23 protein-coding genes are annotated in these 24,912 nt (G+C 41.8%); 13 read left to right on the top strand and 10 right to left on the bottom strand.

The window, feature by feature from the left end:
* The first annotated feature begins 86 nt into the window (after positions 1 to 86).
* Positions 87 to 359, top strand: a complete 273-nt coding sequence (locus PSF11_RS12515) for a helix-turn-helix domain-containing protein (RefSeq protein ID WP_272682826.1) — start codon at positions 87 to 89, stop codon at positions 357 to 359.
* Positions 360 to 437: 78 nt separating this feature from the next.
* Here PSF11_RS12515 and mdh read toward each other — a convergent pair whose 3' ends face one another.
* Positions 438 to 1,376 carry a malate dehydrogenase gene (gene mdh / locus PSF11_RS12510; RefSeq protein WP_004915736.1) on the bottom strand — a complete coding sequence of 313 codons (939 nt, stop codon included), beginning with the start codon at positions 1,374 to 1,376 and terminating at the stop codon, positions 438 to 440.
* 549 nt (positions 1,377 to 1,925) lie between these two features.
* Between mdh and argR the strand changes: the two genes are divergently transcribed.
* Together argR and PSF11_RS12500 are read left to right on the top strand one after the other, a co-directional pair.
* A complete protein-coding gene (argR, locus tag PSF11_RS12505; protein WP_004915733.1) occupies positions 1,926 to 2,396 on the top strand; it encodes a transcriptional regulator ArgR in 471 nt (156 codons plus the stop codon).
* 77 nt (positions 2,397 to 2,473) lie between these two features.
* Positions 2,474 to 2,860 (top strand): DUF6122 family protein, encoded by a 387-nt coding sequence (locus tag PSF11_RS12500; protein WP_004915730.1) that lies wholly within the window; start codon positions 2,474 to 2,476, stop codon positions 2,858 to 2,860.
* A 177-nt stretch (positions 2,861 to 3,037) separates the two neighbouring features.
* Here PSF11_RS12500 and mpl read toward each other — a convergent pair whose 3' ends face one another.
* Positions 3,038 to 4,417, bottom strand: a complete 1,380-nt coding sequence (gene mpl, locus PSF11_RS12495; protein WP_014657320.1) for a UDP-N-acetylmuramate:L-alanyl-gamma-D-glutamyl-meso-diaminopimelate ligase — start codon at positions 4,415 to 4,417, stop codon at positions 3,038 to 3,040.
* 302 nt (positions 4,418 to 4,719) lie between these two features.
* Here mpl and fbp point away from each other — a divergent pair, with 302 nt between their 5' ends.
* Both fbp and ppa read left to right on the top strand, forming a co-directional pair.
* Complete coding sequence (gene fbp, locus PSF11_RS12490; protein ID WP_072502703.1) at positions 4,720 to 5,727, top strand: class 1 fructose-bisphosphatase; 1,008 nt, start codon at positions 4,720 to 4,722, stop codon at positions 5,725 to 5,727.
* 212 nt (positions 5,728 to 5,939) lie between these two features.
* Positions 5,940 to 6,470 (top strand): inorganic diphosphatase, encoded by a 531-nt coding sequence (gene ppa / locus PSF11_RS12485; protein WP_004915724.1) that lies wholly within the window; start codon positions 5,940 to 5,942, stop codon positions 6,468 to 6,470.
* Positions 6,471 to 6,564: 94 nt separating this feature from the next.
* On the opposite strand, the gene PSF11_RS12480 is transcribed toward ppa, so the two are convergent.
* The 3 genes from PSF11_RS12480 to tamA are packed head-to-tail and all read right to left on the bottom strand — an operon-like array spanning position 6,565 to position 12,425.
* On the bottom strand, positions 6,565 to 6,912 hold the full coding sequence (locus tag PSF11_RS12480) for a gamma-glutamylcyclotransferase family protein (RefSeq protein WP_004915721.1): 348 nt from the start codon (positions 6,910 to 6,912) through the stop codon (positions 6,565 to 6,567).
* A 3-nt stretch (positions 6,913 to 6,915) separates the two neighbouring features.
* A complete protein-coding gene (gene tamB / locus PSF11_RS12475; protein ID WP_072502702.1) occupies positions 6,916 to 10,686 on the bottom strand; it encodes an autotransporter assembly complex protein TamB in 3,771 nt (1,256 codons plus the stop codon).
* Positions 10,683 to 12,425, bottom strand: a complete 1,743-nt coding sequence (gene tamA, locus PSF11_RS12470; protein ID WP_036944083.1) for an autotransporter assembly complex protein TamA — start codon at positions 12,423 to 12,425, stop codon at positions 10,683 to 10,685. Before tamA ends, tamB begins: the two co-directional genes overlap by 4 nt.
* Before the next feature lie 132 nt (positions 12,426 to 12,557).
* Between tamA and msrA the strand changes: the two genes are divergently transcribed.
* Together msrA and PSF11_RS12460 are read left to right on the top strand one after the other, a co-directional pair.
* Positions 12,558 to 13,199 (top strand): peptide-methionine (S)-S-oxide reductase MsrA, encoded by a 642-nt coding sequence (gene msrA / locus PSF11_RS12465; protein WP_036942667.1) that lies wholly within the window; start codon positions 12,558 to 12,560, stop codon positions 13,197 to 13,199.
* A gap of 148 nt (positions 13,200 to 13,347) precedes the next feature.
* Positions 13,348 to 14,715, top strand: coding sequence for a hemolysin family protein (locus PSF11_RS12460; protein WP_014657316.1), 1,368 nt, complete (start codon positions 13,348 to 13,350; stop codon positions 14,713 to 14,715).
* Positions 14,716 to 14,810: 95 nt separating this feature from the next.
* Here PSF11_RS12460 and PSF11_RS12455 read toward each other — a convergent pair whose 3' ends face one another.
* Entirely contained in the window at positions 14,811 to 15,017 is a 207-nt protein-coding gene (locus PSF11_RS12455; protein WP_014657315.1) for a DUF1107 domain-containing protein, read from the bottom strand.
* A gap of 307 nt (positions 15,018 to 15,324) precedes the next feature.
* Here PSF11_RS12455 and PSF11_RS12450 point away from each other — a divergent pair, with 307 nt between their 5' ends.
* Positions 15,325 to 15,885 carry a YtfJ family protein gene (locus PSF11_RS12450; RefSeq protein ID WP_004915703.1) on the top strand — a complete coding sequence of 187 codons (561 nt, stop codon included), beginning with the start codon at positions 15,325 to 15,327 and terminating at the stop codon, positions 15,883 to 15,885.
* Positions 15,886 to 16,044: 159 nt separating this feature from the next.
* On the opposite strand, the gene qseC is transcribed toward PSF11_RS12450, so the two are convergent.
* Positions 16,045 to 17,391: a quorum sensing histidine kinase QseC gene (qseC, locus tag PSF11_RS12445; protein WP_053110811.1), complete on the bottom strand. Its 1,347-nt coding sequence runs from the start codon at positions 17,389 to 17,391 to the stop codon at positions 16,045 to 16,047.
* Positions 17,388 to 18,050 (bottom strand): quorum sensing response regulator transcription factor QseB, encoded by a 663-nt coding sequence (gene qseB / locus PSF11_RS12440; protein WP_036942661.1) that lies wholly within the window; start codon positions 18,048 to 18,050, stop codon positions 17,388 to 17,390. The genes qseC and qseB overlap by 4 nt, the downstream gene beginning before the upstream one ends.
* 177 nt (positions 18,051 to 18,227) lie before the next feature.
* On the opposite strand from qseB, the gene PSF11_RS12435 reads away from it, so the two are divergent.
* The 4 genes from PSF11_RS12435 (at position 18,228) to mqo (ending at position 21,688) form a co-directional block, all read left to right on the top strand.
* A complete protein-coding gene (locus tag PSF11_RS12435; protein ID WP_036942658.1) occupies positions 18,228 to 18,632 on the top strand; it encodes a YgiW/YdeI family stress tolerance OB fold protein in 405 nt (134 codons plus the stop codon).
* Positions 18,633 to 18,777: 145 nt separating this feature from the next.
* A complete protein-coding gene (locus PSF11_RS12430; protein ID WP_014657312.1) occupies positions 18,778 to 19,371 on the top strand; it encodes an NUDIX domain-containing protein in 594 nt (197 codons plus the stop codon).
* 422 nt (positions 19,372 to 19,793) lie between these two features.
* A complete protein-coding gene (locus PSF11_RS12425; RefSeq protein ID WP_014657311.1) occupies positions 19,794 to 20,183 on the top strand; it encodes a cupin domain-containing protein in 390 nt (129 codons plus the stop codon).
* Positions 20,184 to 20,194: 11 nt separating this feature from the next.
* The gene (gene mqo / locus PSF11_RS12420; RefSeq protein ID WP_004915691.1) at positions 20,195 to 21,688 is read left to right on the top strand and encodes a malate dehydrogenase (quinone); all 1,494 of its coding nucleotides are present in this window, start codon (positions 20,195 to 20,197) and stop codon (positions 21,686 to 21,688) included.
* Between the two features lie 53 nt (positions 21,689 to 21,741).
* On the opposite strand, the gene cysQ is transcribed toward mqo, so the two are convergent.
* On the bottom strand, positions 21,742 to 22,482 hold the full coding sequence (gene cysQ / locus PSF11_RS12415) for a 3'(2'),5'-bisphosphate nucleotidase CysQ (RefSeq protein ID WP_004915686.1): 741 nt from the start codon (positions 22,480 to 22,482) through the stop codon (positions 21,742 to 21,744).
* Between the two features lie 586 nt (positions 22,483 to 23,068).
* Between cysQ and PSF11_RS12410 the strand changes: the two genes are divergently transcribed.
* Complete coding sequence (locus PSF11_RS12410) at positions 23,069 to 24,037, top strand: hypothetical protein (RefSeq protein ID WP_036942656.1); 969 nt, start codon at positions 23,069 to 23,071, stop codon at positions 24,035 to 24,037.
* 95 nt (positions 24,038 to 24,132) lie between these two features.
* On the opposite strand, the gene fklB is transcribed toward PSF11_RS12410, so the two are convergent.
* Complete coding sequence (gene fklB, locus PSF11_RS12405) at positions 24,133 to 24,753, bottom strand: FKBP-type peptidyl-prolyl cis-trans isomerase (RefSeq protein WP_004915679.1); 621 nt, start codon at positions 24,751 to 24,753, stop codon at positions 24,133 to 24,135.
* Positions 24,754 to 24,912 lie beyond the last annotated feature (159 nt).

Below are 24,912 nucleotides of genomic sequence, written 5' to 3'. Positions count from 1 at the left end.
CAGGGCTATTGCAGTGAATGTATCACAATCTCCTGTTAGATGTACTACTAACTCTACATGATTCTGAGTAAAAAAAGGACTAAAAAATGATCTTACGGAAATCGGATTGGCATCCAGTAGATATAATTGCCGCTTTACGTAAACGCGGAACGACTTTAGCAGCAATATCTCGACAAGCAGGTTTAAGCTCCTCCACACTGGCGAATGCCTTATCTCGTCCTTGGCCTAAAGGTGAATGGATTATTGCGAATTATCTCGGAATTCATCCTTCAGAGATATGGCCAAGCCGCTATTTCAATCCAATTACAGGTGAATTATTAGAAAGAAAAGTAAGAGAAAAAACCCCAACCTCAAGCTGAAAGAATATAAAAAAAACCGCTGCCCCAACAATATCAGGACAGCGGTTTTCTTAAGAAATAAGTGAAAATTAATAGCAATTAGCCATTAATGAATTTTTCACCTAGTTCGATATCTTTTCTCAGTACATCAAGCATGTCTTTCAGTGCTTTTTGTTCAAACTCACTCAGTTTGCCGTAAGAGATATGCTCTTCGATACCATTTTTACCTAAACGGACTGGCTGAGCAAAGAAGCGAGCGTGTTCACCTTCACCTTCGGTGTAAACACATTCGATAACATTTGGCTCACCTTGTAGGCCACGGATCAGAGACAGGCCTAGACGTGCTGCTGCTTGGCCCATTGACAGTGTTGCAGATCCGCCACCTGCTTTTGCTTCAACAACTTCAGTACCTGCGTTTTGGATACGTTTAGTCAGAGCAACAACTTCTTCATCGGTGAAGCTAACACCTGGGATCTGAGACAATAGAGGCAGGATAGTAACACCTGAGTGGCCACCGATGACAGGCACTTCGATTTCGTGTGGTTTCTTACCTTTCAGTTCAGCAACGAAAGTATTAGAACGGATGATATCCAGAGTCGTTACACCGAATAGACGGTTTTTGTCGTAAACGCCTGCTTTTTTCAGCACTTCAGCCGCAATAGCCACTGTTGTGTTAACTGGGTTAGTAATGATACCGATTAATGCTTTTGGACAAGTATCAGCGATTTGTTGAGTCAAATTGCGAATAATACCCGCGTTAACATTAAATAGGTCTGAACGATCCATACCTGGTTTACGAGCAACACCTGCTGAGATCAGGACAACATCAGCGCCTTTCAGTGCAGGAGTCGCATCTTCACCTGAGAAACCAACTACTTTAACGTCAGTTGGGATATGGCTAAGGTCCGCAGCAACACCCGGAGTTACTGGTGCGATGTCATATAGTGAGAGTTCTGAACCTGCTGGAAGCTGGTTTTTAAGAAGAAGGGCCAGAGCCTGACCAATACCACCTGCTGCGCCTAGGACTGCAACTTTCATTCTGAAACTCCTTTATTTGTACTTAAAAAAGTATATTGATTCATCTTGTTATGTAGTAAACACATTACTGATAAAAAACAATTCATTAACAGATGTTGAAGCATATTAATGTGTATAGGCTTACGCACTGATTTCATCTATTCTAAACAAAATCCTTATCTGTTAATGAGATAAGGGGCACTTTTTTAACAAATAGTTTTTATCACTATTGATTTTTGCATAATAAATTGTTTTTACTGCTGATAATCCCGTTATTCACAAAGTGATTAACAAAAAATTTACACCTTTTGGCAACAAATTGCATTACCTCTCTATGCTACTGGGTCTATTTTCTTCTTATATAGGCATAAATCATTAAGATTATTGATTATTTTTATTTATCAACTTTTGCTAAACTAAACTTTCATCAATGTTCTCTTTTTATGCATAAAAAAGACAATAACCTTCATTTTTCATCGTATACAAAACCATCATAACGCAATTTTGTTGCATAAAAATTCACATTTACAGATAATACAGACCAATTTATTGTCATAGGATGGGTTAATTATGCGTACACCGTCTAAACAAGAAGACTTGGTTAAAGCGTTCAAAGCGCTGCTTAAAGAAGAAAAATTTAGCTCTCAGGCTGAAATTGTTATCGCACTGCAAGAGCAAGGCTTTGAAAATATCAACCAATCAAAAATTTCCAGAATGCTGACTAAGTTCGGTGCTGTGCGCACTCGCAACGCAAAAATGGAAATGGTCTACTGCTTACCCACAGAGCCTGGCGTTCCCACGGCGACTAGCCCATTAAAAAACCTAGTACTGGATATCGATTACAACCATTCTGTTGTGGTGATCAGAACAAGCCCCGGCGCCGCACAATTGATTGCACGCTTGCTAGATTCTTTAGGGAAAGCGGAAGGGATCTTAGGCAGTATCGCAGGGGATGATACCATTTTCTCTACACCAGCGAATAATTTTACAACTAAAGAGCTTTACGAAGCGATCCTTTCACTCTTTGATCAAGAGCTTTAAATCCATTTTTATTTTTTAATTTCTATTCCATTCGCGCATTCGTGCGCGATTGAATATAAAAACGATGGGCTATCAAAGTGATATTTGAGATATTCAGAAACGTTGTGCACTATGGATTTCACTTTTTAGTTCCCATTCTCTTCGGTTATCTATTTTGGCGCAAAAATTGGAAATTAGCGTCACTGCTTATGATAGCCACGATGGCGATTGATTTAGACCATCTTCTTGCGGATCCAATTTTTGATCCTAATCGCTGTGGCATTGGTTTTCACCCATTACATACTCTCTGGGCGGCAATCGCTTATTGTATCCTCTTTTTGATGCCATCGTGGAAATTAAAGGCTATCGCTGTTGGTTGTCTTTTCCATCTCTGCACAGATTCTTTAGATTGCTACATGGGCAGCCTAAAACAAGAGCTACAGTATAGTTATTGTTATAGTCGCCAATTTATTGAGGCGAGTTAACATTTAGCCTCGGCACACCTCGCCAAGAGCGCGATTTTACAGCGCTAACCCAATGCATTTCACCAATATCATTCACTGAGTTTAGTCGTATAACATACGAGACGTTTTCTACTATCCAAAAACAAAAAATGCCACTGTCCTGTTAAGGGAAGTGGCATTTTGCGTCAGCCATTATATTTAGTCGTCTAACTCTGTCTCTGCTTTATTTTTTAAGCCGGCGAGTAACTTACCGTGGATATCACCAAAACCTCCATTACTCATAACAAGAATATGATCGCCTGGCTGAGCGGTTTCAATGACCATTTGTGCCAACGCATCAATATCACCACTCCAACGGGCTGGTTGAACACATTTTTCCGCAATTTCAGTGACCATCCACGGAATATTGCTTGGCTGGAATAAGAAAACTTCATCAGCACGACCTAACGCCGGAGCAATATCACTTTTATTAACCCCTAACTTCATAGTATTAGAGCGTGGCTCTAATACCGCCAGTATGCGGGAAGTGCCCCCAACTTTACTGCGCAGCGCTTCCAGTGTTGCGAGGATCGCCGTTGGATGATGAGCAAAATCATCATAAACACTGACACCATACTCAACCCCCCGTAATTCAAGGCGGCGACGAGCATTAATAAATTTACCTAAAGCAAAGCACGCTTCTTTGGCGGGCACGCCTACGTGATGTGCTGCGGCAATTGCCATCAACGCATTTTGGATATTGTGATTACCCACTTGTGACCAATTCACTTCACCCACACGTTGTTGTTGATAATAGACTTCAAACTGGCTGCCATCGTGGTTCAGCTTTTTCGCTTGCCATTCACCATGTTCACCGACGAACTCTTGCTCACTCCAGCAGCCCATCGTCATAACCTGTTTAAGGTTATTATCGCTATCTGGCATGAAAATTTTACCGCTAGCAGGCACAATACGAACAAGATGGTGGAACTGTTTTTGGATGGCTTCTAAATTTTCAAAAATATCGGCATGGTCGAACTCAAGGTTATTGAGCACCAGCGTTCTTGGACTGTAGTGTACAAATTTCGAACGCTTATCGAAAAACGCGCAATCATACTCATCAGCTTCAATCACAAAAAAGGGACTTTCCCCTAATTGGGCTGATACTTCAAAGTTCCCTGGCACGCCTCCAATTAAAAACCCTGGTTTATAACCGCAATCTTCTAAGATCCAAGCAAGCATCCCCGCCGTGGTTGTTTTACCATGGGTGCCCGCGACAGCGAGTACCCAGCGTTCAGGAAGTACATGATCATGTAGCCATTGTGGACCAGATGTATAAGTGAGGCCTTTTTCCAATACCGCTTCAACACAAGGGTTACCACGCGTCATCGCATTACCAATAACGACCATATCAGGTGCTGGTTCTAGCTGACTAGGGTCATAGCCCTGAATGAGTTCAATACCTTGCTTTTCTAGTAAGGTACTCATCGGAGGGTACACGTTTGTATCGGAGCCTGTTACTTTATGCCCGAGGGAGCGAGCCAGTATTGCCAAGCTCCCCATAAACGTACCGCAGATACCCAAAATATGTATGTGCATTATTTTCCATCCAATAGCATGAGGTTTGTCACTATTCTACCCATCAACGTTAGGTTTATATAGACAAAAAATTCGAATTAAATACAGGGAAAAATAGGCAGAGTATTCCCAAAATGATCCAAACGCGGCAACAAGAGCCAGTTACTGTTATCCCAAGAGTACATGCTCAAGTATGTGACTTAGGTAACAAAATACGGCCCACATCGCGGCGGTACAACGTATCAAGGGTATAGATTAACTCCACGCGCAAGGGTACAATTCCCCCCTGCAAACCTCTGTCAATTATATTCAGGACCTTCGTCATGAAAACATTAGGCGAATTCATCGTCGATAAGCAACAAGATTTTCCTCATGCAACAGGAGAACTGACCGCATTACTGTCAGCAATCAAACTGGGCGCTAAAATTATCCATCGTGATATTAACAAAGCTGGACTTGTAGACATTCTTGGCACAAGCGGTGTGTCGAATGTCCAAGGTGAAGTCCAGATGAAGCTTGACCTGTATGCAAACGAAAAATTAAAAGCCGCTTTGAAAGCTCGCGGGGAAGTAGCTGGTATTGCCTCCGAAGAAGAAGATGAAATCGTCATTTTCGAAGGCGATCGTGCAGAAAACGCGAAATATGTCGTATTAATGGATCCACTGGATGGTTCTTCGAATATCGATGTAAACGTTTCCGTCGGAACAATCTTCTCTATCTACCATCGTATTACCCCAATTGGCCAACCGGTGACTGAAGCTGACTTCTTGCAACCGGGTCATCGTCAAGTCGCGGCAGGTTACGTCGTTTACGGTTCATCCACCATGTTGGTGTATACCACAGGATGTGGCGTACATGCCTTTACCTATGATCCATCACTTGGTGTCTTCTGCCTCTCTCACGAAAAAGTGATGTTCCCAGCAGAAGGAAAAATGTATTCAATCAACGAAGGTAACTACATCAAGTTCCCTATGGGCGTGAAAAAATACATTAAATACTGCCAAGAACAAGATGAAGCGACAGGTCGCCCTTATACGACTCGCTACATTGGCTCGCTGGTTGCGGATTTCCACCGTAACTTGCTTAAAGGCGGCATCTATATCTACCCAAGCACGGCAAGCCATCCAAATGGTAAGCTCCGCTTACTATACGAATGCAACCCAATTGCGTTCCTTGCAGAACAAGCAGGCGGTAAAGCGAGTAACGGACGTGACCGTATTTTAGATATCAACCCAACTGAACTTCACCAACGCGTTCCTTTCTTTGTTGGTACAGCTTCTATGGTTGAAAAAGCGGAATCCTTTATGCGTGAGTTCCCTGACGCTGAATAATGTTATTCATCGCGCTAAGGCGGGCTAATCCCGCCTTTTTTGTGGCCTTTTCTCAGCTTTTTTTTATGAATGCCCTACCAACTAGTGAGTTTTACCCCTCTTTACGGCTATAATACCTTTCACGTTATGTACCCAAAATCGTTTTAAGTTGCTTAGATAGGGCTTAACTTATTGATGGGCATATTAGTTTTTAACATAAAGGATACTTTTTCATGGGCCTGAACAATGTACCGGCAGGTAAAGATCTGCCAGAAGATATCTACGTTATCATCGAAATCCCTGCTAATGCAGATCCTATCAAATATGAAGTTGATAAAGACTCTGGCGCTCTATTTGTAGACCGTTTTATGTCTACAGCGATGTTCTATCCATGTAACTATGGTTACATCAACAACACACTATCTTTAGATGGTGACCCTGTTGATGTACTGGTACCAACACCTTACCCATTACAACCAGGCTCAGTTATTCGTTGCCGTCCAGTCGGCGTATTAAAAATGACTGATGAATCAGGTGAAGATGCCAAATTAGTTGCAGTACCACACACTAAACTGAGCAAAGAATACGATCACATTAAAGATGTGAATGACCTGCCAGAGCTGCTACGCGCACAAATCACACACTTCTTTGAACACTACAAAGATTTAGAAAAAGGTAAGTGGGTGAAAGTAGACGGTTGGGATAACGTTGAAGCGGCTAAAGCTGAAATTATCTCTTCTTTCGAACGCGCTGCTAAAAAATAATTTCCCCTAACTCGGGAAGGGAAGGCTCTGGTGGTAACACGAGAGCCTTTTTTATAGAAAAAGCGCCGATAACCCATTGGCTACCGGCGCTTTATTACTCTTCTTCGTGACGTTTTAACCAGTCACCTGATTTGATACGACGCAAGCCTTCAACGGAATGCCGATAAAGATAAATCCAAGCATTGCCATATGGCGTAGGGATTAATTCACGAACATAGTCCTGTGAATTTTTCTTTAACTCATCTAACTCAGTCAAGATAGAGGGATTGATGCGATACACTTCGCACTCAATCACACCTTCACCTTTGATAACCGCTGGATAATACCCCAAGTCATAAAGCTCATAGCCTTCTAAGCTATGTTCGCCTAACAACTGAGCGTAAGTCATCCAGTGATGATTTCCTTGCTTGCGCCTTAAACTGCCATAAACAATTACACGCATATATTAAAACTCAAATTGATAAAGAAGATCCAGCGCCTGATTCACACCAGACACCGCTTCCAAATATAATTTAGGCATTAATCGATAACGCAATGTTAGCGTTGCCAGTGAGTCAAATATACCAACACCGTACTTAATTTGAAGGTCATTGGTAATTTTACCGCTCACCACGACTTGTGATTTATCACCAACCCCTTGCGTATCGAGGGCTAAATCAGATACTCCAAATGTTTCACCAATCTTACCTACGAGTTGCCCACTTTGAGCCACCCCGAGTCCAATTAGCATTGATGTCATTTGTGAACCATTAGCATCTCCGCTTTCTAATCCTTCTCCGCGTAGCAAATAGGATAAAGCTTCTTGTTGCGTTTTGGCTGGCTCAGAGAATATCTCGACTTTCGGTTTGTCTGCAAGCCCTGTCACCTTAACACCAGCAATCACATTATCAGCTGTGTTTTCAGGATTACGAATCGCTTCTAAGTTCAAGAAAGGCTGTTCCGGAGGACCTGAGAACTGGATTTGCCCTTTACGCACGATCAAATCTTGCCCATAAGCACGGAAACGCCCTGATGGAATATCGATTTGCCCATTTAAGCTCAGACCTTGTTTATTTTGCAGTACCTTCAACATGCCTGTTAAGCGAGCTTTCAGACCAAACGCATCCAACATCACATCGTTGCCGATCTTAATATCCAGATTGGTTTGAATTGGAATTGGTGTGCTTGTCTTCTCAATAGGTTTCAGGTCACTGTCTAACATCACTACATCGGAAGAAGCCCCTACCGCTGATTCAGGAATTTCTTGAACCGTAATTCTTGCCCACGGAATATTCACACTTCCGTTTAACGTCAGTAAGGTCGGTGAAGCTTCAAACACAATATCAGGCTGCACATCCACTTTGATCATTGGCGGCATGGATACACGTAAATTGTTACCCACGGCCATGACTTTAGCGTGCCATGCCTCTGCCTTACGCCAATCCGCATCACCATTAATATTCAGATAACCTTCTGGCGTATTAATTTGCCCCGTCATGACTGAGCTGGCGCCATTAAAGGCAATACCTAATTGACCACTTTTGATATCAAATGGGATCAATGACGATTTAAGCTCTAAGCCTGAAAGGGATAAATTACCATTTAGCAATGGGTTATTCGCCGTTCCGCCAAGACGTAAATTGGCATTTAGGTTACCATTGGCAACTTCTTTCTCGCCTAATAACGGCTTAATTAACGCTAAGGTAATCGCATTGATTTCGACATTACCTGAAAGCTGCCGTCTCTTTTCCAAATCAGCAATATGAACATTGCCTTTTAACTGCCCATTGTTGGCAATTTTAAACAACCAATTCAGGTCTGCTTTGCCATTTTTCAATGCGGCATTCAAGGTCAGAGTCTCAAACTCTAACGGTAATAGTGTACCTTGAACCAATTGAACAGCTTTAACACCATCACCTTTAAGATCGACTTTAGCTTGTGGCAAGCTGCCATCATCCTTCCATACCACATTGGCTTTACCGCTAAATACGCCTTTGACGCGTGTCTCATCTGTCAGGAACGGTTTTAACATCGCAAGGTCAAAGCGTTCTAACACAACATCGGCGCTACCGCTTTTCCCTGCTTTAATCGGTTTGGGAACACAAAGGCGTGCATTGGTATTCACCCAACAGTGAGTACCAATAGTCACTTCTTGCGTTTGGTTTGCATAGTCCAGCGCCATGACCTTACTTAATTGCCATTCACCCACTGGCGTTTCAAATAAGGTATTGCTGAGATTACCTTTCCATGTTTCAGTTTGGCGATCGAAACCACCTGCTAACGTTAAGCGCCCCGAAACTGGCTCACCTTTCACATCCAATTTTACGGTATGTTTTTTCTCGCTCCCATTCGCATCTAATGTTAGCTGGCTGATCACCAAGTCAGCCTGTTTGAGTTGGCGAACAACGACGGATAAATCCCCTTTGATTTGCTCACCCGATGTGACTTTTCCTTTAATAACCGCATTATCAATGGATAGGTCTTTTTGCCATCTCACCCCACGAGCGGTAAGATCCGCTTGTACCTCTGGTGCGTCGAGATCACCGCGTAGTTTTACATCACCGATGATCACACCACCTAGCCCCGGCAATATGCCATCAAGGCCCGGTGCATTGATTTTAGTATCTAGGTTCCATTTGTCCGCAAGGCTTCCTTTAACATCAAGGTGGTTTTTACCCAATGACAGTTTCAGATCAGGTATATTCCATTGCCCTGCCGCATTACCTGAAGCCTGACCGCGTGCTTTTAGCGGATTATTCTTGACGTTACCGTCTAAGCTAATCTCAGGGACTTGTAACTGCCAGCTACCGCCATAAAGACTACCGCGAGTAGCAATCTTACCATCGACTTTTGCTGGCCATTCAGGCCACTGTTTTGCGGTATTGATGCCTGATAACGTCAGTACTGCATTCCAACTGATCGCTTTGCTCCAGTCAGCCACCCCCGTAATATCCGCATTACCTTGCAACGCCGCTAAACGTAGGCGCGTAAGGTTAATTTGCTCTTCATTACCTTTCGCATCCAACATTAGCGTTGAAGGTGGAATATCTTGTCCGGTAATCGCAGAGCGAAGGGATAAATCATAAGCCGAAGGACGCCCATTTAAGCGTAAACGAGTGCCATCAAGCTGATATTGAGCCTCTCCCACCAGCGGCCAGCTCAATTTTTGGCTCTCTAGCGTTAATTGAATAGGTAAGTCTGCCTGACCAAGATCGGTCTGAGCATTCAACGTCGCATTCACTGGCCCACTGAGATTCAGTGCCAGTTTTAACTCTTCGAGCAATCCACCTTTAAGGGATAAATCAATCTTTTGTCCATTAAGATCTTCAAGGCGGCTTTCCCCTGTTATCGACAAAGAAACCGGCCACTTATCCTGTAATGTTGCGGTGCCTGATAAGGCGACATTACCTTGCGGTGAATCAATCGTAAATTTCTTAAGTAAAACGTTTTGCCCATCGTTTGAAAGCGTTAAATTCAAACTATTAATAACCGCTTCGGTTGCTCCCGTCAGTTGCAAGTTTGAACCATTAATACCTTCAACATTTAGATCAACAGGCAAAAGCACTTCCGGCAATTCCGCTAATAACGGTTTGGCGAATAATGTTTTTAGCGTTTCACCAATAGATTTTTCTTCGCCAGTCGCGACTTCTTTGACGGGCTCTTCTGGTGGTGCCTCTTTGTTTTCAGGTAAATTAATCGCCAAATCAATAATATCGGTTGGCGTTACCGTTAACGCTTTTTTCTGCCAGTAAATACCCGTTTTAAACTTCCCTAAATCAATCGCCATTCCATCCACATTGACTTGCGTTGAAGTCAGTTGTAGTTGATTTAGGTTGATGGTCAGTGGCGCATTTAACTCTGTTAATGGCTCAGAAGGTGGTGTCTCTTCTGAAGGTGGCATTTTGGATGTATCAACATTAACGACCACATTTTCGGTCGAAAGATCATCAATACATAATTCCCGATTAGTCAAACAGCCTAAACGTAACGCCAGATGTAATTTTCCAGCATTCACATCAACACCTGGCATTTGGTATTTTACGTCGGTCAAGGTGAGATTATTGATATCCCCTTCAATCGAACGGATTTCTAACCCCGATACAAAACGGGTGGCGCTGTTCAAGGCAAAATGCAGGCCCGATTGTGTGCCAAGTACCCAGCCTAGCGCGGCAAAAACCAAGATCAAGACTAATAAAATGGTGAGACCAGTCCATTTTAACCACTTCATCCATTTCATAGTTCTGTCCCCAAGCCGATGTAAAATTGAATTTTATTGTTATCCGAATCTCCAATTGGGGTGGCCAAATCGAATTTAATTGGCCCTACAGGAGAAACCCAACGGACGCCTACACCGGCCCCTGTTTTAAAATCGCTTTTCTTAATATCGTTAACTGCTTCACCGGTATCAACGAACGCGGCGCCCCACCAATTACCTGTGAAGTTGTAATCATACTCGATAGAGCCGACAACCAGTTTAGATGCCCCGGTTAGCTTGCCTTTACTATCCTCTGGAGAGATTTTTTGGTAACCGTAACCACGTACACTGCCATCACCCCCTGCGAAGAAACGCAAGTCTGGCGGTACTTTGTCAAAGTTATTAGTTTCAATCCAACCTAAGTTGCCTCTAAACACAAAACGGTGCCCTTCCCAAGGAGAACGGATCCAGACCTGTTTTGTTTGTAACACGAGAAAATCAATATCTGATCCCCAAATTTCATTTGAGTAATCAACAGAATAACGTTGGCTATCACCCCAACTTGGCATCACCCCTCCGCGTTGACGAATGCGACTCGCATTTGCCCCTGGATAGAGCAGCATCGTGGTATTTGTGACATCTGCCTGAGTAAAGTGACTGAGCATCCAACGCATATTGACGCCATACTGCCAACCGCTGGAGTAATCCCAGTTACGAGACAGATTTAACGTTGTGGTATCAGACTCCGTATCGTTTAAATCAGTACGTTTATACCCCCCTTGAACGGCATAATATTGTTCAAGTGGATTGGCTTTAAGGGGGATCTTATAGCTTGCATCAATAATTTGTTCTGGCTGTGATAGGCTAATATTGGATGTAATACTTTGCCCACGAGAGTTGACCCATGGCTTATTCCATGTTGCTTTGACACGCGGCCCCACGTCTGTCGCATAACCGCCCCCCAATTCAACAAAGTTTTTTGCCCGAGGCACCATCACCCCTTCCATCGGCAATATGTCAGTATCATCTTCTCGCGCTTTAGCGATGTTTGGAGTGACAATAGCCGAAGTAAACCAGCCAGTTTCGACTAATCGGCGGTTAAATTCAGCTAATTGCTCTGACGTGTAATATTCCCCCTCTTTAAAGGGAGCAAGGTTATTTAGGTAATCCGTGCGAATTTGAGAACCTTCATAGGAAATAGCACCAAATCGATAACGCTCACCACTATTAAAATTAAAATCCCAATAAGACGCGTGGTGGTCTAGCGATATCCCTAACTGACTTTTTTCCATTATCGCATCGAAATAACCTTTACGGATCGCTAGGCTACTAAACTTCCCTTTAAAGCTTTCATATTCACCATCATTTTGGATCGTACCAATTTTGGGTGTATTACTTTTAATCATTTTGGCATAGTCAGGGTCGTTTTTGGCTCCCCCTTCTAATTCAATATTTACACCCTGTACTCGAATGGGTTCACCCAAAGTCACTTTCGCTGTCAGCACAGAACGCGCTGGTGGCTTATTTTCTTGATAGCTGAATTCAATTTTTGGTTGGTAGTAGCCTAACGGCTTTAAACCATCCTCAATCGCTTTTGTTACCCGAGCGCGGAAGCGGCCATTAGGCACAACTTCATCTTGAGAAATCGTAGATAATTGAACTCGGACGTTCTGATTCGGTTGCCCCTCAAGCCCTTCAATATTAAGGCGAAGATTTGCAGCATATGCCGTAGAAACCGCCGCCGTTAAGCTGAGAAAACAAATGATAGGGTATTTTGACACGCCCGCTCCTAAGTTCATTGATAGTTTGACTAAAGACTCCATATCAATTTATTTTGAGTAAAATAAATTTTAGATACAAGTTTTTATCCTAATTTTTACCTAACGTGCACAACATTACTCATAGGAATAGTTATGTCATCTAATCAGTCACAACCCATAAATATTTCCCAAGCGCTACCCGGTAGGCAAAGTGCTATTCCCCATTCACCATACCATGCGGTTAACCATCATTCGATTGACAATATTCCGAAGAACGCTGAAATTGCCTATTTTGCGATGGGCTGTTTTTGGGGAGTTGAGCGTTTATTTTGGCAGCAACCGGGCGTTTACTCAACATCCGCTGGCTATAGTGGCGGGATTACGCCAAATCCAACTTACGAAGAAGTGTGTACGGGTCTCACCGGCCATACTGAAATCGTGAGAGTCGTCTTTGACCCACAAACTATTAGTTATGCAGACTTACTGACCCTGTTTTGGGAAAACCACGATCCAGCACAAGGTATGCGCCAAGGGGGTGACATTGGCACCCAATACCGTTCGGCTATCTACACCGTCTCTGATTCGCAATTACAGCAAGCCACAAAGACGCGGGACGCTTATCAACAAGCGATGGCAGCACAGGGTGATCCACGCCAAATCACCACAGAAATCATGCCATTTGAAGTGTTTTATTTTGCGGAAGATTACCATCAACAGTATCTTCACAAAAACCCAGCAGGCTATTGTGGTTTAGGTGGAATCGGCATTTGTTTACCACCACAGAACATAAACTAGGCAGAAAATTTAACCTAATGCTATAATAACGCCACTAACCGAATTTTTGCGCACTCCGCGTTATTTTTACCTATGTAGTAGAACGAGTTACCTTCAGGTGATCTCAAATCAAGATCCGTTATACCTGAAGGTAATGTCTGGATAATTTATGCTTAACAGTTTACTAATCGTACTTTTATTATGTGCTATCAGCGCATTTTTTTCGCTGTCAGAAATATCATTGGCAGCATCTCGCCGCATTAAATTGAAACTCATGGCTGATGAGGGCAATGTTAATGCCGCTCGTGTTCTAAAATTACAAGAAATGCCGGGTATGTTTTTTACCGTAGTGCAAATTGGCCTTAACGCCGTCGCCATCTTAGCAGGTATTGTCGGCGAATCTGCTTTTGCGCCATCACTACAAGAGGTATTTATTCATTTCTTATCACCAACTTGGGCACAGCAAACCGCATCCATTCTTTCATTTACGATTGTCACCAGCCTATTTATTTTAGTGGCGGATCTAACGCCTAAGCGTATTGGAATGGTGAAACCTGAAGCCATCGCAGTGCGAATTGTCAATCCAATGCGTTTTTGTTTGACCGTATTAAGCCCTTTAGTTTGGTTTTTTAATGGTCTTGCAAACCTGATCTTCAAAATTTTCAAGTTACCAACGGCACGTAATGAAGATATTACCTCCGATGATATTTTTGCTGTGGTCGAAGCGGGGGCGGTTGCAGGTGTGCTGCGTAAGCAAGAGCACGAACTGATTGAAAACGTATTTGAACTTGAATCACGCACCGTTCCCTCTGCAATGACGCCACGTGAAAGTATTATCTTCTTTGATAAAGAAGAGTCAGAGGAGAGTATTAAACATAAAATTTCAACCGAGCCGCATTCTAAGTTTTTAGTTTGCAGTGGTGATATTGACCATGTCATTGGCTTTGTTGATTCAAAAGTCTTGCTAAATCGTGTTTTGAATGGTCAAAGCCTTAACTTACAAGATGGCGTTCATATTCAAAATGCGCTGATGATCCCCGATACCCTCTCGCTTTCCGATACACTCGAAGCTTTTAAAACAAATGGGGTCGATTTTGCCGTCATTCTCAACGAGTACGCTCTTGTGATGGGACTTATTACGATCAACGACGTTATGACAACATTAATGGGTGATCTGATTGGGCCAGGCCAAGAAGAGCAGATTATCACGCGGGATGAAAACTCATGGCTTGTTGAAGGCGGTACTCCGATTGAAGATGTACAGCGTATTTTAGATATCGATGAATTCCCTGATGTGAGTAATTACGAGACCATCGCAGGCTTTATGATGTACCGTTTAAGGAAAATGCCGAAACGTACTGATTATGTGAAATATGCAGGCTATAAATTTGAAGTTGTCGATATCGATAACTATAAGATTGATCAGTTGCTTGTCACCCGAATTACAACGCCACCCGCACCTGTCGTGGTTCAAGCGGGTAAAAACAACACAGAAACGGCTAACGCAGAACAACCAACACAAAAAGTCAAAGAGTAATACTTTACAGCGAAGCCGTTTCATTTGATGCGCCACCTTGTGTGGCGCTGCTTTTAATTAAATAGCGAACAACTATTTAATTAAATCAACAGCATTTACCCCAACTCAGATTGTAGAACCAGAACTTGTTTATTCACCTCACTCATTACATTGTAGTGGCGCTTATCACCCACTTTAGGTGGTAAGATTTTGCCGTAATTGAATTCAAATGCACCAAAGCCTTTGATGTAAATACGACCACGGAATAGCGTTTTAACGTAGAGTGCAATTTTGGATGGGTTATAACGGTTAAATATTTTCATTAGAACTTTTCCTTTCCTTTTGTCATACGATACTCGTTCACTCATACCGCTCGTTAATAATAGACCAGTAATATTTACTTTGGTTCTATTATTGCAGTTTTATTCAATTCATTTACAGAAAATGACACTACGAACATTCTGTCAATAACCTCAAAAACTTTGTAGTTATGCTAAATTTTGCAAAAATGTTAATTTCAGTTTCACAACTCATCGGATGAGCTATGCTATAACTGTAAGCGCAAAACATGACTGCCATGTTTCAGTCATTGCATGACACTCTCAAACCAAGTAATAATGAGGTAATATAATGATTAAAAAGAATTTTTTACTTGCTTGCCTACTCACTTTATCATCCACAGCTTTCGCAAGCCAAATCCAACTAAATCAACCTGTACCGGCAGTTTCTGTTACAGACAAAGGAGAGATGCTATTAAGTCAAGAGGGGAAATTTTCCTATCAAGAGTGGAAAAGCCAACAATTACCAGGAAAAGTCCGTACAGTTCAACACATTGCGGGGCGCTCTTCCGCTAAAGAGCTGAATGCACCATTGATTGAAGCGATCAAAAAAGCGAATTTTCCCCATGATGCTTATCAAACAACCTCAATTATCAATGCGGATGATGCCATTTTTGGCACAGGTGTTTTCGTCAGTAACAGTGTTGAAGACAGCAAAAAAGAGTTTCCTTATTCGCAATTTATCGTTGATAGCGATGGTGTCGTTAAAAAAGCATGGCATCTCGCACCAGAAAGTTCAGCGATTATCATCTTGAATAAACAAGGAAAAGTGCTTTATTTCAAAGACGGTGCGCTCACTGCCCCTGAAGTGGATAAAGTGATCACATTAATTAAATCTGAACTTGCTCAATAGCGCTCATCACCTCTCGTGCACGGAAACATCGCTGTCGTGCACATATTAAAAGAGAGGTGTGACTTTATCTATCACTAGTGAGTTATTCTAAAAAGACTTATTAGCCACTAAATTTATATGGTGAATAATTATTTGGAATTTATTAATAACCAAGCATTATTACCAAGCGATTTTGACGCAAAAACCGCCATTTTCGCCATTTGCAAAAGTCAATCTGAAATGGTGTAGCTCAGCAATCTGTTTCGCAATAGATAACCCTAAACCACTACCTGTTTTCTCTTGCCCCGGTGGACGATAAAAGCGTTCACCTAACCGTTTAAGAACATCCTGAGTTACCCCTTGCCCATCATCATGGATCGTGAGGTGATCCTTATTCAGTACAATATCTACTTTTCCACCAGCCTTACCATAGCGAATGGCATTATGTAGCAAATTCCTTAAAAGGATAGCTAATAACAGACGCTGCCCAGTCAATAATGGTGGCTCATTAACCACTACAACATCCATTGTCGTCTGTGCAGCTTTCGCCTCTAATGAGATATCTTGCAGTGCAGACTCAATTAAGGCTAACCATGAAAGTTGCTCCACATCATCAAGCTGTGACAATGACTCTAAACGAGAAAGCGTTAATAGCTGATCGACAAGACGTGTGGCTCTATCGATCCCTTCGGATAAGTTAGCAACCGCATGTTCTCGAATGGTAGGATCATGCCCTGCTATCTGCACAACTTCGGCCTGCACTTTCAGTGCTGCCAACGGACTACGTAGCTCATGGGCCGCATCCGAGGTAAATTGGCGTTCACGAGCAAACATCGCTTGAATACGCGTAAATAAGCTATTGAGTGCATCTAACATTGGCTTGACTTCTGAGGGGAGCCGCTCAACATGCACTGAACTCAGCTCATCGGGCCGCCGTTGATAGAGTTGGGTTGTGACTTGATGTAATGGCCTCAATGCACGCGTTAATAACCATAAAAACAGGATTAGCATGATAGGCAGCGCAATTAGCCAAGGTAAAAACTGCGCAACCATAATCTCCATCGCCATATCTTGCCGATATTCCCACTCTTGCCCCACGACAATAATATATTGCCCTTCCGATGATCTTAGCCAAACAAAGCGCCATTCATCATCACTTCCTTTAATTTTGCCTTCGGTAAACCCTTCTCGGCTAAAGTTAAACGGGATTTTGCGACCATTATCACCGTCATTCAGTACCATCTCCCCTTGAGGTGTGAAAATGGCGAATGCCAGCGCATCATCATCTTGATTACCACGGTTTTTACGTAAGATTTTCTTCGTTTTTGCTAATGAAACATCATTAAAATCGAGATCAGAAGGTAATACAGACAAACGTTTAGCAAATACCATTTGCTGAGTATCAAACAGTTCATTGATCGTTTTATATGTTTGATGCCACGCAAGTAAACTCGCCACTCCCCACGTCATTAGCGCGAGTAGCAACAGCATGAGTGTCAATTTTAAGCGTAAGCTAAAGGTTTTCATACTTCCTCACCTAAACGGTAGCCGACACCATGAACTGTTCGAATAAAACGCGTACCTAACTTACGCCGTAAATGGTGAATATGCACCTCGACGGCATTGCTGGATACCTCTTCATCCCAGTTATACAATTTTTCCTCAATGAAGGCACGAGACAGCACCTTGTTTGGATTATGTAAAAACAAGGATAATAGAGATAACTCCTTACTTTTTAATTCGATACGTTCACCGTGACAGGTGACAGTCATTGCAACAGGATCCATTTCAATATGACCATGCTTTAATATTGGCGACAATTGCCCGCTACGCCGGCGAATTAATGCCTGCAAACGCGCAGCAACTTCTGCAAGCGCAAAGGGCTTACAAAGGTAGTCATCGGCACCTTGTTGTAGCCCTTGAACTCGCTGATCCAAGGCATCTCTTGCGGTTAATATTAAAACAGGCTCATCACGCCCTTCTTTGCGCCAAAACTTCAAAATCTCCATACCATCTACACTCGGCAGAGAAAGGTCGAGTATCACGGCATCATAAGGCGCATCGAATAAGGCGACTTGCCCTTGCTTACCATCGGCAAACCAATCAATGGTAAAGCCAAGTTGGCTTAATCCTACTTTTAAACCATCGCCAATTAACCGGTCATCTTCGATCAGCAAAATACGCATGATTTTCTCCTTTATTAGAATATTGTTATATTTATCCGATTAATTTGGATATGACCAGTTGTTATGAACTAAATTTAAAATATATTTTTTTTCTGTGGGTTCTTAAGATCCTGTTAAGAATTTCTTGTTTTAATAGCTCCCGTAAACAAATTTTGGTAACAAATGGAGAGGACCACTATGAAAAAATTACCCTTAATCGCGTTAATTGCTGCATTAGCTTCTGCACCTGTACTCGCTGCAAATGGTGGCTTTGATGGACCAGGCGCGGCTCAGACGACCACCAATCAAACAAACCAAGCTGGTGGCTTTTCTGGCCCAAATAGCGGCGAAACTACGGTCGCTAAAGCTCTCGATTTATCCGATGATAGCTGGGTGATCTTGCGTGGTAATATTGTTAAGCAGTTAGATCAAAAACATTATGAGTTTACCGATGGGACAGGCACCATCAATCTCGAAATTAGCCCAAAACGCTGGAATGGCATTAATGTCACGCCAAAAGATAAAGTAGAGATCCGCGGTAAAATCGACAAAGACTGGAATACACGCGAAGTGGAAGTCAAACAGATCCAAATTATAAAATAATCTTTTGGTAAAAATTAAGGTAGCCGCTACGGCTGCCTTATTTATATTGATAGAGATTGATGTGATAAAACTGGCATAAACTCTTATTTAAGGATGGTGACCACAGTGCTAAATTAACCGTTACCCCTATTACGAAGGTAACATCATGTCTGCTAAAACTCCCCAAATCCGTCATATTCGTGAAACTTTACTCTCTGATAATTGGTATACCTTAAAAAAATACACTTACGAAATTCAACGCCGCGATGGTCGTTGGCAGCAGCAAACCCGTGAGTCATATGACAGAGGAGACGGGGCTGTTATCCTACTTTACAACCAAGCGAAAAATACCATTATACTGATCCGCCAATTCCGCCTTCCTTTGTATATCAACGGCTATCCTCATTTTCTTATCGAAGCTGCGGCTGGGTTGCTTGATAATGCATCGCCCGAAGAACGCATTATTGCCGAAACAGAAGAAGAAACAGGTTTTCGTATCGAAAAAATAGAAAAAGTCTATGAAGCCTATATGAGCCCAGGCTCCGTCACCGAAAAACTCTATTTTTATATTGCCGAATATCACGATGGCGACCGCATCAATTCGGGAGGTGGGCTTACCGAGGAAGGTGAAGATATTGAAGTATTAGAGTGGGAATTCCCAAAAGCATTAGCCGCGATAAAAAGTGGTGAGATTGTTGATGGAAAAACGATTATGCTTATACAACACATTGCCCTAAATAATATTTTAAAGAGTCATTAAAAGTACTATTTATATTATTCTATTTTCCTTCTTGATAAGAACCAAGAAGGAAAATTAAATAGGGTTTATTTCTTCTTATATTTTTACATTAATACGTTTTATTTCCTCTATACTAGAAATATTGACATTTCTTATCCCAGCTCAAAAAATAAATAAAAATATCAAATTACAATCAATAGGTTACGATAATTTTTTATTCACAAATATACTATCAGGAACTATTAATCTAATAACTACAGTGTTTATTTTAAATAAAACACGATACAATCAAATAATGTGATATTTTATATTTACAACAATAACGAGTAGGTTAATTATTAATTTTCAGTTTAGTCTTTTTTAGAAAGTCCTTTATTGAAAGTCTCACTCTTTTACCAATTAAGTTGTTTGTTCAGCCATATAAAATGTAAGAGGTTAATAATATGATACGTTGTGTTCGTATGTGGACCGGTGAAGATGGCAATTCTCTTTTTGAAGAAGGTACGATTGAATTAAGTGGTGAAGCTAGAGGCGATAAAGAAACGCCTGCTATTGCCGTCAGTGAACTTTCATTTCGTGAAACAACCTCTGGTGGGTCTTGGGATTGGCATAAAGATCCTGTACCACGTTATGTCATCACACTTTCAGGCACTTTAGAATTCGAAACCAAAGACGGCTCAACTTTTATTATCAAGCCTGGTGATATTTTACTCGCACAAGACAACACAGGTACTGGCCATAAATGGCGTTTAATTGGTGATGAACCATGGCGCCGTGCTTATGTTGTTTATCAAGAAGGCACTGAACTGTGTTTTAAACCCTCTAAGTCTTAGGAGTTTTTTGAATGAGTAAGCCTATTTCAGAACAAGTTGATATTGCGCTCATTGGCGCAGGTATCATGAGCACCACACTCGCAACTTTTTTAAAAGAGCTTGAGCCATCGCTAAATATTGCGATATTTGAAAGACTCAATGACTGTGCTCAAGAAAGTTCCCACCCATGGAATAATGCGGGAACAGGTCACGCAGCAAACTGTGAAATGAACTACACGCCACCGAACCCAGATGGTACAGTGGATATCAGCAAAGCGCTTGAAGTTAATACTGAATTTGACCTATCACGTCAACTTTGGTCCTATCTTGTCACCAAAGGTAAAATCAAAGATCCCCGTGACTTCATTCACCCTTGCCCACATATGAGCTTTGTTTGGGGTGATGATAACGTAAAATTCCTCCAGCAACGCTATCGCCAAATGTCTGCTCACCACTGCTACCAAAACATGGAATACAGTGATGATCCTAAGCAGATCAATGAGTGGGCACCGTTGATTATGGAAGGCCGTGATCCAAAAGAAGCCATTGCAGTCACACGCGTGGTAACGGGGGCTGACGTAGATTATGGTGCATTGACCCATTTATTGATGGAGCAATTAACACAGCAATCGGGTTTCACTGTTCATTACAAGCATGAAGTGGTTGATGTTAAGAAAACCGCAGAGGGTCGATGGAATATTGAGGTTAAAAACCTACTCACTCACGAAAAAACCATCACATCAGCGAAATTTGTGTTTGTGGGCGCGGGTGGACGTGCAATAGAGCTACTACAAAAATCAGGCATCCCAGAAGGTAAAGGCTTCGGTGGCTTCCCTGTAAGTGGTATCTGGCTACGTTGCGACAACGAAGAGATTGCTAATCGCCATCATGCAAAAGTTTATGGTAAAGCAAGCAAAGGCTCCCCTCCGATGTCAGTGCCTCACTTAGATACACGTATCATTGGCGGCAAACGTTCACTTCTATTCGGACCTTACGCGGGTTTTTCCAGTAAGTTCCTTAAACATGGCTCTTATTTAGACTTGTTTGAATCTGTGCGCTTAAATAACATCGAACCGATGCTGGCAGTTGCTAAAGATAACTGGTCGCTGGCGGAATACTTAGTTGGACAAGTATTACAAACATCAGCACATCAGTTTGCGATGCTACAAGAGTTCTACCCTGAAGCACAACATGAAGACTGGAAAGAAGTTGTCGCGGGTCAACGTGTACAAATCATTAAGCCAGATCATGATAAGAAAGGGGTCTTGGAATTCGGCACGGAGCTAATTACCAGTGCAGATAAGTCCTTCACCGTATTAATGGGAGCATCACCGGGCGCTTCTACTGCAGCCTTTATCGCGCTAAACGTTTTGAAAACTTGTTTTGCCGAGCAGCTTAGTGCAGATGGCTGGGAAGCACGCTTAAAAGAGATCATTCCAACTTATGGTATTGACTTAAAAGTCGATGCAAAAGCTTGCTCTGATATCCGTGCGGCAACGGCAAAAGTGCTCAAACTGGATAATTAATTCAGCGCTGTCGGGTAAATAAAGTTATTTACCCGACATTATTTCACCATAGTTTAAAATAACGTTACGCGAAAACCTGGGTTTAAAAAGGATTCACGTGGTGTGTAATCTAATGTTTTGCCATTCCAATCAAGCACCTTAGCCCCAGCTGCCATTGCGATTGCATGCCCTGCTGCTGTATCCCAAATGTTAGTTGGCCCAAAGCGAGGATAGAGCTGCGCTTTCCCTTCCGCTACCAAGCAAAATTTTAATGATGAGCCAATTTCTACCGTGTCATGGTTCCCCAATTGTGCAAGGTAATCACGTAATTCAGCGTCTTGATGAGAGCGGCTAATCGCTATGATTGGAGGTGTTATATCTTTAACATGGATTGACTGTTTATGCCCACCCTCTTCTTTCCACGCTTGATTACCCTCCGCATAATAGAGCAAGCCTTTGGCGGGCGCATAAATAACCCCCATAACGGGCATACCCTTTTCAATCAAGGCAATGTTAACGGTAAAATCCCCATTACGATGAATAAATTCTTTTGTGCCATCAAGTGGATCAACCAACCAATACCGTTGCCAACCTTTGCGTTCATTCCATGAAGGGGGGTCTTCTTCAGATAACTGAGGAATATCCGGTGCAATGCGAGTCAAACCCGCTGTAATAATTTGATGAGCGGCAATATCCGCAGCCGTCACCGGAGATTTATCGCTTTTTTGCTCAACTTGTAGCGGTTCTTGAGCATGATAGATCTCCATAATGGCAGAGCCTGCATCGATAGCCAGTTCACAAATTTGTTTTAGCATGATTCACCTCTTTTCCATCACTCTTTACCTTAAGATTAACAGCCATAGATAGTAAGTGCACGCTAATTGAAGCCACAGAAACCGTTCACACTTACCTTATCAATCTACATTATTTTCTTTCTAAGTAGTTTCAATTAATGAAAAGAATAGTGTTCTTGGGGAAATGTTGCGTTATATCAGAATAGTGCTTTATATTTTGCTTTAAGTTTGATTTATTACTCGACATTTGCAATAGTGATATTGCTTAATCCATTGTTTTGTATGCGTAAGAAACAAATAAGCGAGAGCCGTGAGCTTCTTTTAAATAAAAGCAATTATAGATTGTGAATATATATCCGAAGTTAGTTTAGGTTTTTAGCTCTCACGCTACTAAGAAAAATTCCTATATTTATGCCCGATGGCAACATTAAGATAGCAAACGTTATGATCCATTCTCGAGTAGCAACAACGCATTATGATTTAATGCCATACAGAACAATAAGTAAAAATGACAGTAAGCTTGATAGCATTTTTGAACGGGAATGTAATCTTCTATTTATATATCACCGCTATCAATTATGTGATTCTCTAAAATTTAGGAATAAAAATGAGTCAATCAAATGCAGCCAAACTCTCTTTTTTTAGATTACCCGCCATATTTGTGAGTGTTTGGATCCTCACTGAATATTTGTGGTTTTATAGCGTGACAATCCAACCATTATTATACGCGCCACCGCATTATTTAAATTCGATTATATATGGCCTAAGGGTAGAGTGGTTCATTAAGATTTTTATCTTCCTACTTTCCACTTGCCTTATCTTTTACTACACCAAATTGAACCAAGCTAACCTTAAAAATATCCTTATTGTTGCGGGTATTGCCATTGTCTACTTTTTTATTCTCAAATTTACGCAACACTTAAGTGGCATAGTCATGAACAAGACATTTGGAGGGATAGGATTATATCATCGCCCCAGCTTAGTGTATGCCTACAGGTTTTCCATTATAGTTAGCATTATCAACGTCTTGATACTTATTTTGCTATTTATACCAAGAATATTTTTTTGTAAAAAAGCGCGTCATGATTTCGTATTAACAAAAAAAAATCATGGGTTAATTTACAATGCACTCTATACCATAACCATGTTATGTTTTACGCTTGTTATTACCTTTATCACAGTATATAGCATTGCATTATTCAAGGAGAATCAACTGATATTAAAAGGTTTCTTGCTTCTGAGTTACCAAGCGTCTGACATGTTATTTCCTGCAACAGCAGCTGCTATCGTTATCTTCCTTTTAAGTATATATAGATCAATTCCTTTCCAAGGAAGTCAACTCAAGGTAAAACGTTTAATGCTTCTTTCGTTCATTAATACCATTATACTACTGGCGATAATGAGCCTGTTAGCATTCTTACTCTATTTATCAATAAAGGCCAATCAACAAATCGCCACTTTAGATAAGTTCTTCGTCATCGTTGGTATTGTGATTTTTATTATCATTGCACGTCTTATAAATAAACGGGTGTTTAGAACGAAAAAAGATTCACCCACAATTACGCCTACCGCTTAAAACATAAAAAGGGCTTTGCGGCCTCGCCTTCATAATAAAAAGGCTGACCTGCAAAGCCCTGATAGTAGCTTAGTCAGTTATACTGACCGCCAAGATTACAGAATTTCGAGTAACTCAACTTCAAAGACTAGCGTGCTGAATGGCGGAATAGATGCGCCTGCACCACGTTCGCCATAAGCAAGCTCGGAAGGGATATAAAGTTCCCATTTAGAACCGACAGGCATCAGTGTTAATGCTTCAATCCAACCTTGAATAACGCCGCTAACAGGGAACTCTGCGGGTTGACCGCGCTGCACTGAGCTGTCAAATACAGTACCATCAATCAAGCGACCGGTATAATGTACGCGAACACGGTCTGTACGTGTAGGAATTGCGCCTTCGCCTTGGTTAATGACAGAAAATTGCAAACCAGACTCAGTGGTTGAGACACCTTCACGTTTTTGGTTTTCTTCAAGGAATGCACGGCCTTCTGCGGCCATCGCTTCTTGGCGAGCTACACGAACAGCATCTGCACGCTCATGGATTTCACGTAACGCTTTATGTAGCGCTTCGACGGGAACTGAAGGCATATTACCTTCTAATGCGTCAGTAAGACCCGCTAAGATAGCTGCCGGCTCTAGGCCTTCTAAGCCAGACTCTAATAGTTGTTGACCAACTTGCAGGCCAATACCGTAGCTTGCTTGAGCTTCTACTGAATCAAAATTTTGGTTTGCCATGAAAATACCTGTATGGTTTTTGATAAAAAACCAAGGATAACAGCCCCTCTCTTATGGGTAAACCTAAACAATGCCTATCAAGAATAAAAGCCTTTCGGACAGCCTGATCCCGCTCAGTGTTCTCTGAAAAATAACTTAGGGTAATCAAATTACTACAAA

Origin of the sequence: Providencia sp. PROV119 (assembly GCF_028482435.1) — a bacterium.
Taxonomy (GTDB): Bacteria; Pseudomonadota; Gammaproteobacteria; order Enterobacterales; family Enterobacteriaceae; genus Providencia; species Providencia stuartii.
This window is presented reverse-complemented; position numbering and strand designations above follow the sequence as displayed.